The organism is Variovorax sp. 3319, assembly GCF_031456585.1.
Taxonomy (GTDB): Bacteria; Pseudomonadota; Gammaproteobacteria; order Burkholderiales; family Burkholderiaceae_C; genus Variovorax; species Variovorax paradoxus_P.
Genome location: NZ_JAVDUZ010000005.1, coordinates 156,840 through 169,984, shown reverse-complemented (window position 1 = coordinate 169,984; position 13,145 = coordinate 156,840). Strand labels below are relative to the sequence as shown.

The following is a 13,145-nucleotide window of genomic DNA, read 5'->3' as shown; positions in this document are numbered from 1 at the left end:
GACAGCCATTGCATCGCATGGCGCTGGGTCAATCGCAGTTCTGGGCGATGTAGGCCTTCACGGCCTCCACATCGGCCGGAAGCTTGACCACGCGCTTGGGCAGCGCTTCGATTCCTTCGAATCTGGCCGGGCGCGCCGGCTCATGCCCGAGCGCTTCCACGAGGGTGGCGGCAAACTTGATCGGCAACGCCGTCTCCAGCACCACCATCGGCACACCGGCCGTGAGGTGTTCGCGCGCAGCCTTGAGGCCATCGGCCGTGTGCGGATCGACCAGCGTGGCAAAACGCTTTTCGGTGTCGCGAATGGTCGCAAGGCGATCGGCGTGCGTGCTGCGGCTGCTCTTGAAGCCGAAGCGTTCTGCCGCCTGCTTGAATGCAGGTTCGCCGCTCAGGTCGAAGCGGGCCTTGCCACCCAGATCGTCGACGAAGAGGGAGCGCAGCTTGGCGGCATCGCGGCCTACAAGGTCGAACACAAAGCGCTCGAAGTTGCTGGCCTTGCTGATGTCCATCGAAGGGCTCGAGGTTTCGTGCGTGTCGGCGGCCGCGCGCACGCGGTAGATGCCGGTGCGGAAGAACTCGTCGAGCACATCGTTCTCGTTGGTTGCAACCACCAGCGTGTGGATCGGCAGGCCCATCATGCGCGCCACGTGGCCGGCGCACACATTGCCGAAGTTGCCCGACGGCACGGTGAAGCTCACCGGCTTGTCGTTGCTTGCGGTTGCCTGGAAATAGCCGGCAAAGTAGTAGACGACCTGCGCGAGCAGGCGCGCCCAATTGATCGAGTTGACCGTGCCGATGCGGTACTTGCGCTTGAAGCCCAGGTCGTTCGACACCGCCTTGACGATGTCCTGGCAGTCGTCGAACACGCCTGCAATGGCGATGTTGTGGATGTTCTCATCCTGCAGGCTGAACATTTGCGCCTGCTGGAACGGGCTCATGCGGCCGTCCGGCGAGGTCATGAACACGCGTACGCCCTTCTTGCCGCGCATGGCGTATTCGGCCGCGCTGCCGGTGTCGCCGCTGGTGGCGCCAAGAATGTTGAGCTCGGAGCCACGGCGGGCCAGTTCGTACTCGAACAGGTTGCCCAGGAGCTGCATCGCCATGTCCTTGAAGGCGAGCGTGGGGCCGTTGGACAGGGCCTCGAGATACACGCCGTCTTCCAACTCGCGCAGCGGCACGATTTCTTCGCTGCCGAACACTTCGGGCGTGTAGGTCTTCGCGCAGATCGCTTTCAGGTCGGCCGGCGGAATGTCGTCGATGTAGAGCGAAAGAATTTCGAACGCGAGTTCTGCGTAGGGCAGCTCGCGCCATTTGGCGAGCGTGGCGGTGTCGACTTGCGGATAGTGCTCGGGCAGGTAAAGCCCGCCGTCCGGCGCGAGGCCCTCAAGCAGGATTTCGCAGAAACGCTTACGGTCCGGGTGCCCGCGGGTGCTCAGGTAGTTCACGATGGTTCTCTTGCGCCGCCCTCAGGACAGCTCTTCCTTGCGGATACGCACGATCGGCTGAAGCACGGTGGGCAAAGCCTGCAGTTCGGCAAGCACGTCGTTCACCGTGCCTTCGCGCGCGTCGTGGGTGAGGATGATCAGGTCGGTCTGCGTGGAGCCCTCGCCGCCCACTTCATCGGCTTCGCGCTGCAGCACGGCGTCGATGCTGATGCCGGCGGTGGCGAGCAGCCCCGTTACCTTGGCGAGCACGCCGGCCTGGTCGGCCACGCGCAGGCGCAGGTAGTAGCTGGTGACGACCTCGGCCATCGGCAGCACCTTCAGGTCGCTCATGGCGTCGGGGTGAAAGGCCAGGTGCGGCACGCGGTGCGCGGCATCGGCCGTATGCAGGCGCGTGATGTCGACCAGGTCGGCAATTACCGCGCTTGCGGTCGGCTCGCTGCCAGCGCCCTTGCCGTAGTACAGCGTGGTGCCGACGGCATCGCCGTGCACTACCACGGCGTTCATCGCGCCCTCCACGTTCGCAAGCAGCCGCTTGGACGGCACCAGCGACGGGTGCACGCGCAGCTCGACGCCCTGCGCCGTGCGCTTGGTGATGCCGAGCAGCTTGATGCGATAGCCGAGCTGTTCGGCATACTTGATGTCTTGCGCCGCGAGCTTGGTGATGCCTTCGATGTGCGCCTTGTCGAACTGCACCGGAATGCCGAATGCAATGGCGCTCATCAGCGTAACCTTGTGTCCGGCATCGACACCCTCGATGTCGAAGGTCGGGTCGGCTTCGGCATAGCCCAGGCGTTGCGCCTCCTTGAGCACGGTGCCGAAGTCCAGGCCCTTGTCGCGCATCTCGGAAAGGATGAAGTTGGTAGTGCCGTTGATGATGCCGGCCAGCCACTGGATGCTATTGGCCGTGAGGCCCTCGCGCAGTGCCTTGATGATCGGAATGCCGCCGGCCACCGCAGCCTCGAAGGCCACCATCACGCCCTTGGCATGCGCGGCCGCGAAGATCTCGGTGCCATGCACGGCAAGCAGTGCCTTGTTGGCCGTGACCACATGCTTGCCGGCCGCGATGGCCTCGAGCACCAGCTGCTTCGCAATGCCATAGCCGCCGATGAGTTCGATGACGATGTCGATGTCCGGGTTGGCAATGACGTCGCGCGCGTCGGCGACGACACGCACGCCTTCGCCCGCCACTTCGCGTGCACGCGCCTGGTCAAGGTCGGCCACCATCGTGATCTCGATGCCCCGGCCCGCACGGCGCTTGATTTCTTCCTGATTGCGCAGCAGCACCTTGAAGGTGCCGCTGCCGACCGTGCCTGCGCCGAGCAGGCCTACTTGAATGGGTTTCATTGGAGATTCGCGTTGAGGATTCGTATCAGTCGGTCTTGCTGCGCAGGCGGTACAGCTCCAGGAATTTGGCAATGCGGTGGATCGCTTCGCGCAGGTCGTCCTCGTGAGGCAGGAACACGATGCGGAAGTGGTCCGGCGTGGCCCAGTTGAAGCCCGTGCCCTGCACCAGCATGACCTTGGTTTCTCTCAGCAGTTCAAGAAAGAACTGCCGGTCGTCTTCGATGGGATAGACCTTCGGATCGAGCTTGGGAAACATGTAGAGCGCAGCGCTGGGCTTGACGCAGCTCACGCCCGGAATGGCCGTGATGAGCTCATAGGCCAGGTCGCGCTGGCGCCGCAGCCGGCCGCCGTCGCCCACCAGGTCATTGATGCTCTGGTAACCGCCAAGGGCTGTCTGGATGGCCCATTGGCCGGGCACGTTGGCGCAAAGGCGCATGTTCGAGAGCATGTTGAGGCCTTCGATGTAGTCTTGCGCGCGCTTCTTGTCGCCCGAAACCACGAGCCAGCCCGCGCGATAGCCGCAGGAACGGTAGCTCTTGGAAAGCGAATTGAAGGTGAGCGTAAGCACGTCGGTCGAAAGGCTCGCGATGGCGGTGTGCTTGACGTCGTCGTACAGCACCTTGTCGTAGACCTCGTCCGCGAAGATCACCAGGTCGTGCTCGCGCGCAATCGCCACGATGCTCTTGAGCAGTTCGTCGGAATAGAGCGCGCCCGTCGGGTTGTTGGGGTTGATGACCACGATGCCCTTGGTGCGGGGTGTGATCTTGGCGCGGATGTCGTCGAGGTTGGGCATCCAGCCGTTGGCCTCGTCGCAGAGGTAGTGCACCGGGGTTCCGCCGGAAAGGCTCGATGCGGCCGTCCAGAGGGGATAGTCGGGCGCCGGCAGCAGCATTTCGTCGCCGTCGTTCAGCAGCGCATTGGTGGCCATGGCGATCAGCTCGCTGGCGCCGTTGCCCAGGTAGATGTCGTCGAGGGTGACACCGGCAACGCCCTGCTTTTGCGTTTCGTGCATCACGGCCTTGCGCGCCGCGAAGATGCCCTTGCTGTCCGAATAACCCGCCGAGGCCGGCAGGTTGCGGATCATGTCCTGCTGCACTTCCTCGGGCGCATCGAAACCGAACACGGCCAGATTGCCGATGTTGAGCTTGATGATTTTCTGGCCCTCTTCCTCCATCTGCTTCGCGGCGTCCATGATGGGGCCGCGGATGTCGTAGAGCACATTGGCCAGCTTGGCCGATTTCTTGAACTGCTTCAAAGGGCCCTCCCGGGCGCGGGTTACTCGATGTCGAAAGGCCCTTGGAGGCCTCGTGTCACTGGGGAAAACCTATAATTTGACCACAGTTCCCAATGCCCCGATGAAGCTCCAGCCCGACAAATCCGACGCCCAGTCCCTTACCGCTCACGGTCCCGGGTGGGTAGCAATCAACAACGAGAAGGTCGAAGGCAGCGTGGTGGTCGGCTCCCGGGGCGAGCGTTTCGAATGGAATTGCACCCGCTTCGACCAGCTCGGACCCGAGCATTTCGCCCAGCTCGCGTCGCTTGGCGCGGAATTGATCATTTTTGGGAGCGGATCGCGCATCCGGTTTCCGCAGGCCGCGTGGCTTCAGCCGCTGATGGCAAAGCGCACCGGGGTGGAGACCATGGACACCCCTGCCGCCTGCCGTACCTACAACATCCTGGCCGGCGAAGGCCGCCACGTAATCGCCGCCCTGCTGGTCGAACCGCCCCAGGATGGCTGAGGGGGAGGTTTTCGGGGTAAAATACCGGGTTGCGAACAGGCCAGCTGCCCTCAGTTAGCAACGACCAATCCTCCATTCATCGAGTCTGCCTGAAAGAGCTCGATTCAATGGAAACAAACGGAGAAAACAAGTTTCATGGCGATCGTTGTCAACAAACCCATTCCTGAATTCGACGCCAACGCCACGGGCGGCTTGAAAGTCTCGAATACCTCGCACCTCGGCCACGTGCTGGTCATGTATTTTTACCCGAAAGATAACACTCCGGGTTGCACGACCGAAGCGATGCAGTTCCGCGACCGCTACAAAGACTTCGAAAAAGCCGGCGCCACCGTGTTCGGCGTGTCCCGCGACAACATGAAGTCGCACGACGAGTTCAAGGCAAAGCTCGAACTCCCGTTCGAACTCATTGCCGACACCGAAGAAAAAATGTGCCACATGTTCGGCGTGGTCAAGAACAAGATCATGTACGGCAAGAAGGTCAAGGGCATCGAGCGCAGCACTTTCCTCATCGGCGCCGATGGCATCCTGAAGGCTGAATGGCGCGGCCTCAAGGTCCCGGGCCATGTCGACGACGTGCTCAAGGCGGTCAAGGCGCTCAAGAAGGCTGCCTGACAGTTACAAGAAGCGCCTTCTGTGCGCTTTTGCATCGCTTCGTGGGGAATGCCCAACGAACGGTGCAAACAGCACGAGACGCGTCACGGCGGGTGTGCATAATGGCCTCATGCCGTTGAGCTCCACGACCGCATCCCCCGAACAAAGCCGCCTTGGTCTACAGGCGGCTTTTTCGTTTTCTGGTTTCCAACTCCTGCGAGCGACCTGACACATGCCATTGCCTCCCGCCCCCACGAAACGCGCCGCATTGCTCTCGCCGGATGCGCACGATGCACCCGCCCGCTCCTTGCACAAGGGATCTCGCCGCTCGGGCGAATCGCGTGCCGATTCATCCACGGCGAGCGGATCCCAGCCGTTGGAATTGTTCGACCGCAACGCCGCCGATGCGGTAGGCGGCGCTGCGGAGGCTGCTCCTTCGAGCCGCGGGACCAGGTCCAAATCCACATCCTCCCGAAACCAGGAGCGGAACCAGCAACGCAGCCAGGACCGAAACCAGGAGCAACGGCCGGCTGCCCGCAGCGAGCCCGAAGCACCTCCGGCTGCCTACGTGCCGGCGCCGGCGCAAGTTGCAGTACCGCAAGCTCCAGCCCGGACCAAACGCGCCAAATCCAATGGCCCTGCCAAGCTGTTCGTGCTCGACACGAATGTGCTTCTGCATGACCCGATGTGCCTGTTCCGCTTCGAAGAACACGACATCTTCCTGCCGATGATCGTGCTCGAGGAACTGGACGGCCACAAGAAGGGCACGACCGAAGTCGCCCGCAATGGCCGCCAGACGAGCCGCACGCTCGACGCCCTGGCCGCAGCGCAAGATGCCGACATTGCCAAGGGCCTGAAGCTCGACACCACAGGCCACCGCGAGGCTGGCGGCAAGCTGTTCTTCCAGACGGCGCCGCTGGACTATTCGCTGCCGGTCAGCCTGCCGCAGGGCAAGGCGGACAACCAGATCCTCGGCGTAGTCCAGGCCTTGCGCGACCAATATGCCAAGGACCAACCCGGCCGTCCCAAGCAAGAGGTGGTGCTGGTGTCGAAGGACATCAACATGCGCGTCAAGGCGCGCGCCCTCGGCCTGGCCGCCGACGATTACCAGAACGACAAGACGCTGGAGGACGGCGACCTGCTCTACGCAGGCTCGCTCGCGCTGCCGGCCGACTTCTGGACGCGCCAAAGCAAGACAGTCGAGAGCTGGCAAAGTGGCAGCAGCACCTTCTATCGCATCAGCGGGCCGTTGGTGCCCAACCTGTACATCAACCAGTTCGTGTATTTCGAAGCGCCGGGCGAGCCGAGCATGTACGCGCGCGTCACTGAAATCCGCGACAAGACCGCGGTGTTCAAGACGCTGAAGGACTACAGCTCGGGCAAGAACGCCGTGTGGGGCGTGAACACGCGCAACCGCGAGCAGAACTTCGCGATGAACCTGCTGATGGACCCGGAAGTCGACTTCGTCACCCTCACCGGCACCGCCGGCACCGGTAAGACGCTGATGGCGCTGGCTTCGGGCCTGACGCAGGTACTCGACGACCGGCGCTACACCGAGATCATCATGACCCGCGCCACGGTGAGCGTGGGCGAGGACATCGGCTTCCTACCCGGCACCGAAGAAGAAAAAATGGGCCCGTGGATGGGTGCGCTCGACGACAACCTCGAGTTCCTGGCCAAGGGCGACGGCGGCGGCGCCGGCGAATGGGGCCGCGCGGCCACCAACGAGTTGATCCGCAGCCGCATCAAGGTCAAGAGCATGAACTTCATGCGCGGCCGCACGTTCCTGAACAAGTACGTGATCATCGACGAAGCGCAGAACCTCACACCCAAGCAGATGAAGACGCTGATCACCCGTGCCGGCCCCGGCACCAAGATCATCTGCATGGGCAACCTTGCACAGATCGACACGCCGTACCTGACGGAAGGCTCATCGGGCCTGACCTTCGCGGTCGACAAGTTCAAGGGTTGGCCGCACGGCGGGCACATCACGCTCGCGCGCGGCGAACGCTCGCGGCTTGCCGACTTCGCGAGCGACGTGCTCTAAACCGCCTTCGCAGGCTGCTGCGGATCAAGCCCGCGCATGCTCCCAGGAGCGTCGCGGGCTTTCTCTTTTTCGTCACGGTGACAGGCTCCTGACACGACGTTGTCAGGAGCCTGTCCGCACCATCGAGGCTTCAACGCAAAAACGAAAGAGAGCACTTCATGCCAAACGCCATCAGCTGGTTCGAAATTCCGGTCGCGAATATCGACCGTGCACAAGCCTTCTACGAAAACGTTCTCGACCGCAAACTTCGCCGTCAGGACTTCGGAGGTGAAACCCTGGCCGTCTTCCCCTACGACGATCCGGCCACGGGCGGCGCCCTGCAGGCCGGCGCGAACGCCAGCGCGCATGCAGGCAGCGGCATCCGCATCTATCTTGATTGCATGCCCAGCATCGATGCCGTGCTTGCCCGCATCGAGGCGGCAGGCGGCCAGATCGTCGCTCCCAAGTCGGCGTTGCCCGAGGGCATGGGTTTCATCGCCCACATGCGCGACACCGAGGGCAACGAAGTCGGCCTTCACGCGCTTGCCTGAACCATGGCACAACGCAACTGGATCGCGGTCGCAAGCGCAGAACATGCGCGGCGCGGACGCGACCACAAGCCGCTTGGCTTCATGCAGGTCGGCCACGGCAAGCTGGGCCCGCTCAAGCGGGTTTCGGCTGGCGACCGAGTGGCCTACTATTCGCCGGCCACCGTGTTCGGGGGCACGGACAAGCTGCAGAGCTTCGTTTCGATCGGCATCGTGCTGCCGGGCGAGCCTTACGAATTCGACATGGGCAACGGCTTTGTTCCGTGGCGCCGCGATGTGGCGTTCCAGGCAGCGCAGGAAGCGCCCATTGCGCCGTTGATCGAACGCCTCGCCTTTATCGAGAACCCGAAACTATGGGGCTACAAGTTTCGCTTCGGCATGTTCGACGTGGCCGACGCCGACATGGCGCTGATCGCAGAAGCGATGAAGGCCGAACTGAAAGCGCTTGCGCTCTGAGTGCGGTCGCCTCAACAACACTCACGAGGAGAAAAAATAGATGGAACCCGTCCGCCAGCGCCATGGCGCATTCCAGGTTGCAGGACTCACGTGCCGCACCACAAACCGCGAAGAAAATGACGGCAGCACGGCCCGCATCGGCGCGTTGTGGAATCGCTTCTTTGCGGAAGAGACATACCGCGCCACACCGCACCGCACGCAAGACGCCCGCATTTTCGGCGTCTACTCCGGGTACGAATCCGACGCCAACGGTGCTTTCGACCTGACGGTAGGCGTGGCCGTGTCGGCCGGAAAGGAGGCCGTCGGCATTGAACCCGGCGACTACCTCGTCTTTACGGCCCAGGGCGAAATGCCGCATATGGTGATCGATACCTGGCAGCGTATCTGGCAGTATTTCGAGGCAAACCCGACAATCACGCGCCGCTATCGCAGCGATTTCGAAGCGTACGACGGGCCCGACAAAGTGGCGATCCATATCGGAGTTTCATGAGCATCAAGAACAGCTTGCGCGCCAGGCTCGCCAGCCACCCTCACCTGCCGAACTTGGCCAGCACACCCTGATGCGCCGCGCCGATCGCCTGTTCCAGCTGGTACAGATCATCCGCGGCCGCCGGCTCACCACGGCGGCCTTCCTGGCCCAGCGCCTGGAAGTGTCGGAGCGCACGGTGTATCGCGACGTGGCCGATCTGCAGCACCAGGGAGTGCCAATCGAAGGCGAAGCCGGTGTGGGCTACAGGCTCGGCGCGGGTTTCGAACTGCCGCCGCTGATGTTCACCCAGGAAGAGGCTTCCGCCCTCGTGGCAGCTGCGCGGCTTGCGCAGAGTTGGGTCGATCCGGCACTGGCCCGCAACATCGAATCGGGGCTGGGCAAGATTCTTTCGGTGCTGCCGGCGGCTGCACGGGTCTCGGCAGAGGCCCTTGCACTCTACGCCCCCGCCTTGGGCCTGGACGACACGATACGTGCAAGGCTGCAGATCTTGCGCGAGGCCGTGGAAGCGCACCAGAAGCTGCGCCTCAGCTATCGCGACGTATCGGGCGATGCGAGCGAGCGCACGGTACGGCCGCTCGGCTGTTTTTACTGGGGCAAGGTCTGGACGCTTTCGACCTGGTGCGAACTGCGCAACGACTTTCGAGGTTTTCGCCTCGATCGCATGGATGCGGTCGACGTGCTTCCAGAGCGCTTTCGCGACGAAGCGGGCAAGACACTGGCGGACATGATGCGCCAGCTGAAGGCGCGGGCTGCGGGCGAATGCAAAGCTGCAGAAACAGCAGCAGCCACAACAATTCCGCAGCGTCAGTAGTCGTCGCTGCTGCCGTAGCTGGCCAGGTTCTCAAACTTGGTGAGCGGCTTCAGGAAGGCCAGCTTGACGGTGCCCGTGGGCCCGTTCCGGTGCTTGCTGATGATCACCTCGGCCACGCCCGGCTCCTTGCTGTTCTTGTCGTAGTAGTCGTCGCGGTAGATGAACATGATGATGTCCGCGTCCTGCTCGATGGCGCCGGATTCGCGCAAGTCGCTCATCATGGGGCGCTTGTCGGTGCGGCTTTCAACGCCGCGGCTCAACTGCGACAGCGCGATCACGGGGCACTTGAGCTCCTTGGCAAGCATCTTCAGGCCGCGGGAGATTTCGCCCACCGCGGTCGCGCGGTTCTCGTCGCCGCTCATGCTGGTCGACATGAGCTGCAGGTAGTCGACCACGATCAGGCCCAAGCGGCCGTACTGGCGCGCAAGCCGGCGTGCATTGGCGCGTAGCTCGCTCGTGGACAGGCCCGGCGTCTCGTCGATGTGCAGCGACACATTGCGCAGCTTCTCGATGGCTTCGGTCAGGCGCGGCCACTCTTCGTCGCTGAGCTTGCCGGTGCGCAGGTGTCCCTGGTCGATGCGGCCAATGGAGCCGACGATACGCACCGCCAACTGCGAGGCTCCCATTTCCATCGAGAAGACTGCGACAGGCAGCCCTTCGTTCAACGCGACGTGTTCGGCGATGTTGATGGCCAGCGAGGTCTTGCCCATGGAAGGACGCGCGGCCAGCACGATCATGTCGCCCGGCTGCAAGCCGGAGGTCATCTTGTCGAACTCGTAGAAGCCCGTGCGCACGCCGGTGATGTCGTTCGGGTTCTCGGCCATCTCGGTCACACGGTCGAGCAGCTCGACAACCAAGGCATCCATGCTCTGGAAGCCCTGCTTCATCCGCGTGCCTTCTTCGCCGATGTTGAAGATCTTCTGCTCGGCCTCATCCAGGATCTTGTCGACCGACTTGCCCTGCGTGTTGAAGGCGTTGGTCGCGATCTCGTCGCTTGCGGACACCAGCTTTCGCAGGATGGAGCGCTCGCGCACGATCTCCGCATAGCGGCGGATGTTGCTTGCGCTCGGCACATACTGTGCGAGCGAGTTCAAGTAGACCAGTCCGCCGATTTCCTCGGCCTTGCCCAGGCCCTGCAGTTGCTCGTACACGGTGATGACGTCGGCCGGCTTGCTGGCATTGATCAGCCCGCCGATGGCAGCGTAGATGAGCTTGTGCTCGTGGCGATAAAAGTCGCCGTCCACCAGCAGGTCGCCCATGCGGTCCCATGCGCCGTTGTCGAGCAGCAAGCCGCCGAGCACGCTCGACTCCGCCTCGATCGAATGAGGTGGAATGCGGAGTTTGGCGACTTGGCGGTCGGCCGACGGGTCATTGTCGGCATAGGAGAAAACGGCGGACATGGACTTCCCTTGCAACCCTGCATGCTAAGCCGCGCACGGCGTTATGCGTGTGGACAAGGTTGTGAATAAACGGTGATCTTCCAGTGCAAGGCACTGGAAAACTGTTGGCACAAAAACAAAAGCCGCCCGGAGGCGGCTTTTGCGGCAGCGCACAAGGCGCCGCAATGACGATCAGGCGGTTTCGCCGTAGACCGTCACGGTGATATCGACCACCACGTCGGTGTGCAGTGCAACGCTCACGGTGCTGTCGCCAACGACCTTGATCGGGCCGTTGGGCAGGCGCACTTGCGACTTGGCAACCTTGTAGCCTTGCTTGCCCAACTCTTCGGCGATGTCGCCGTTGGTGACCGAGCCGAACAGACGGCCGTCAACGCCAGCCTTTTGGGTCAGCTTGATGGTCGTGCCGCCGAGCTTTTCGCCCTGGGCTTGCGATTCGGCCAGCTTGGCGGCCGCAGCCTTTTCGAGTTCGGCGCGCTTGGCTTCGAACTCGGCCTTGTTGGCAGCGGTGGCGCGGCGGGCGCGGCCCGACGGAATCAGGAAGTTGCGTGCGTAGCCGTCCTTGACCTTGACGATATCGCCCAGGCCACCGACGTTGACAACCTTGTCCAGAAGAATGATTTGCATGGTGCTTGCTCCTTAGACGCGGTGCTGGTCGCTGTACGGCACCATCGCGAGGAAGCGTGCGCGCTTGATCGCGGTGTTGAGCTGGCGCTGGTAGATCGCGCGCGTGCCGGTCAGGCGTGCGGGAATGATCTTGCCGTTTTCGCTGATGAAGTCACGCAGCGTGTCGATGTCCTTGTAGTCGATTTCTTCGACGCCAGCGACGGTGAAGCGGCAGAAGCGCTTGCGCTTGAACAGCAGCGACTGGGTGTTGCGCTTCGGGCGCTTGTCTTTGTTGAATTTCTTGAACGTGGCCATTGAGGGACCTCTTGTCGAAAATTAATTTTGCTGAAAATCCTGAATGTGCAGGACCGGATGCTTGCCGTTGCCCGGTGTCGCGAGAAATCCCTGAAAACACCAGAGACTCCCCATCGACTGCGTTGCGAGCCGTTCGGCGATGGCGCCGAAGGCAACAGCCTTGAGGGCCGTTTTCACCTGCCTGGCTTTCCCTGCCTCCTGGAGCGTCGACTCGTGTTCGAGCTTCAGGTCGATGGCGGGAAGGCCTGCAGGTGTGTATCGCAAGGTTCCGAGTTCGGCAACGGAGGCTGTCAGCAACAGCTGATTGACCCCGGTTGCCGCAGCAGCGGCAGCGGTCACGCCGCTATCAGCTGTTGTTGGCGGCGTACTCGGCCTGCTGGGCCTTGCGGGCTTCTTCGCGCTCGACCGTCTTCATCATCGACGAAGGACCGGTTTCGGCCTTCTTCTTCTGGACGGTGAGGTGGCGCAGCACGGCGTCGTTGAACTTGAACGCGTGTTCGAGTTCGCCCATCACGGCTTGTTCGGCTTCAATGTTGACGCACAGGTAATGCGCCTTGTTGAGCTTGTTGATCTGGTAAGCCAGCTGACGGCGGCCCCAGTCTTCAACGCGGTGGACTTTGCCGCCGCCGGCCGTGATCAGGCCCTTGTAGCGCTCCAGCATGGCCGGAACTTGTTCGCTCTGATCCGGGTGGATCAGCAAAATGATTTCGTAGTGACGCATGGCACTCCTTGTGGATTCTTCCGTAGAAGAGGAAAAGCCACCTGCAGCGTCGGGCGCAGTGTGGCAAGGCAAAGCCGGCTATTGTAGCAGTATTGGCGCGGCGCTGGTCCAGGCTCAGTCGTTCAGGGCCCGATCCAGGGCGGCCGCCTTCTCGGGCCCCACGGCGGCGCGTATCTTGGGCGCCAGCGCGACGAGGTCTTCATAGCTGGTCGTGCCTTCCACCTGCAGGTTGAGCCGAAAGCCCATGAGCCCGAGGGCACCGGTCAGTTGGGTGGCAATGGGATAGGCGTCCTTGTAGCGCTGCTGCCTGCTGCGCGCGGCAGCCGGCGCAGCGGATTCAGCCGCCTTGGGCTTCGCAGCCTCGGGCGCCTTGCTCCCTGTGGAGGGCTCTGGCGACTTGGCTGTTGCCGTCTTGGCCGGAGTCGCGGGCTCGGGCGCCTTGGTCGGCGCTGTCTTGGCCCCTGCGACTGGCTGGAGCAGTCCCAGATCGATCATCTGGTCGATTTCTTCTCGCGCAATTCCATTTCCCGCGGCAAGTACATCCTCGACCGACCGCTTGCCGTCGAACAGGATGAAAGCCGTGCGCTGGCGTGGCGAGAGTGACACCGAGCGGTCCTTGAAGACCTGCTGTCCGGCTTCTGTCTTGACAAGAATCAT

At 62.7% G+C, this 13,145-nt stretch carries 16 protein-coding genes; 7 read left to right on the top strand and 9 right to left on the bottom strand.

Going from position 1 to position 13,145, the window contains the following annotated elements; genetic code table 11:
- Window positions 1-28 precede the first annotated feature (28 nt).
- From thrC to J2X67_RS12285, 3 genes are read right to left on the bottom strand one after another with little or no spacing between them, the layout of a single operon-like run.
- Window positions 29-1,444 carry a threonine synthase gene (gene thrC, locus J2X67_RS12295; protein ID WP_309953347.1) on the bottom strand — a complete coding sequence of 472 codons (1,416 nt, stop codon included), beginning with the start codon at window positions 1,442-1,444 and terminating at the stop codon, window positions 29-31.
- A gap of 21 nt (window positions 1,445-1,465) precedes the next feature.
- Entirely contained in the window at window positions 1,466-2,788 is a 1,323-nt protein-coding gene (locus J2X67_RS12290; RefSeq protein WP_309953345.1) for a homoserine dehydrogenase, read from the bottom strand.
- Between the two features lie 25 nt (window positions 2,789-2,813).
- On the bottom strand, window positions 2,814-4,043 hold the full coding sequence (locus J2X67_RS12285) for a pyridoxal phosphate-dependent aminotransferase (RefSeq protein ID WP_281150127.1): 1,230 nt from the start codon (window positions 4,041-4,043) through the stop codon (window positions 2,814-2,816).
- Window positions 4,044-4,143: 100 nt separating this feature from the next.
- On the opposite strand from J2X67_RS12285, the gene J2X67_RS12280 reads away from it, so the two are divergent.
- The 7 genes from J2X67_RS12280 to J2X67_RS12250 all read left to right on the top strand — a co-directional run bounded on the left by J2X67_RS12280 (window position 4,144) and on the right by J2X67_RS12250 (window position 9,449).
- Window positions 4,144-4,527: an Mth938-like domain-containing protein gene (locus tag J2X67_RS12280; protein WP_126748869.1), complete on the top strand. Its 384-nt coding sequence runs from the start codon at window positions 4,144-4,146 to the stop codon at window positions 4,525-4,527.
- 135 nt (window positions 4,528-4,662) lie between these two features.
- The gene (locus tag J2X67_RS12275) at window positions 4,663-5,139 is read left to right on the top strand and encodes a peroxiredoxin (RefSeq protein WP_007830801.1); all 477 of its coding nucleotides are present in this window, start codon (window positions 4,663-4,665) and stop codon (window positions 5,137-5,139) included.
- 211 nt (window positions 5,140-5,350) lie between these two features.
- Window positions 5,351-7,165 (top strand): PhoH family protein, encoded by a 1,815-nt coding sequence (locus tag J2X67_RS12270; RefSeq protein WP_309953344.1) that lies wholly within the window; start codon window positions 5,351-5,353, stop codon window positions 7,163-7,165.
- Between the two features lie 158 nt (window positions 7,166-7,323).
- The gene (locus J2X67_RS12265) at window positions 7,324-7,695 is read left to right on the top strand and encodes a VOC family protein (RefSeq protein ID WP_309953343.1); all 372 of its coding nucleotides are present in this window, start codon (window positions 7,324-7,326) and stop codon (window positions 7,693-7,695) included.
- Between the two features lie 3 nt (window positions 7,696-7,698).
- Window positions 7,699-8,148 carry an EVE domain-containing protein gene (locus J2X67_RS12260; protein WP_309953341.1) on the top strand — a complete coding sequence of 150 codons (450 nt, stop codon included), beginning with the start codon at window positions 7,699-7,701 and terminating at the stop codon, window positions 8,146-8,148.
- Window positions 8,149-8,188: 40 nt separating this feature from the next.
- Window positions 8,189-8,638: a GyrI-like domain-containing protein gene (locus J2X67_RS12255; RefSeq protein WP_309953340.1), complete on the top strand. Its 450-nt coding sequence runs from the start codon at window positions 8,189-8,191 to the stop codon at window positions 8,636-8,638.
- Window positions 8,639-8,708: 70 nt separating this feature from the next.
- Window positions 8,709-9,449 carry a YafY family protein gene (locus J2X67_RS12250; protein ID WP_309953339.1) on the top strand — a complete coding sequence of 247 codons (741 nt, stop codon included), beginning with the start codon at window positions 8,709-8,711 and terminating at the stop codon, window positions 9,447-9,449.
- Here the strand turns inward: J2X67_RS12250 and dnaB are convergent.
- The 6 genes from dnaB to J2X67_RS12220 all read right to left on the bottom strand — a co-directional run bounded on the left by dnaB (window position 9,443) and on the right by J2X67_RS12220 (window position 13,145).
- Entirely contained in the window at window positions 9,443-10,849 is a 1,407-nt protein-coding gene (gene dnaB, locus J2X67_RS12245; protein ID WP_157613155.1) for a replicative DNA helicase, read from the bottom strand. The genes J2X67_RS12250 and dnaB overlap by 7 nt on opposite strands.
- A 171-nt stretch (window positions 10,850-11,020) precedes the next feature.
- Window positions 11,021-11,473 carry a 50S ribosomal protein L9 gene (rplI, locus tag J2X67_RS12240; protein ID WP_126748862.1) on the bottom strand — a complete coding sequence of 151 codons (453 nt, stop codon included), beginning with the start codon at window positions 11,471-11,473 and terminating at the stop codon, window positions 11,021-11,023.
- Window positions 11,474-11,485: 12 nt separating this feature from the next.
- Window positions 11,486-11,767 carry a 30S ribosomal protein S18 gene (rpsR, locus tag J2X67_RS12235; RefSeq protein ID WP_007830781.1) on the bottom strand — a complete coding sequence of 94 codons (282 nt, stop codon included), beginning with the start codon at window positions 11,765-11,767 and terminating at the stop codon, window positions 11,486-11,488.
- A gap of 21 nt (window positions 11,768-11,788) precedes the next feature.
- Complete coding sequence (gene priB, locus J2X67_RS12230; protein WP_242631045.1) at window positions 11,789-12,106, bottom strand: primosomal replication protein N; 318 nt, start codon at window positions 12,104-12,106, stop codon at window positions 11,789-11,791.
- A gap of 7 nt (window positions 12,107-12,113) precedes the next feature.
- Window positions 12,114-12,488: a 30S ribosomal protein S6 gene (rpsF, locus tag J2X67_RS12225; RefSeq protein ID WP_126748861.1), complete on the bottom strand. Its 375-nt coding sequence runs from the start codon at window positions 12,486-12,488 to the stop codon at window positions 12,114-12,116.
- A 114-nt stretch (window positions 12,489-12,602) separates the two neighbouring features.
- Window positions 12,603-13,145, bottom strand: a complete 543-nt coding sequence (locus J2X67_RS12220) for a hypothetical protein (RefSeq protein WP_309953337.1) — start codon at window positions 13,143-13,145, stop codon at window positions 12,603-12,605.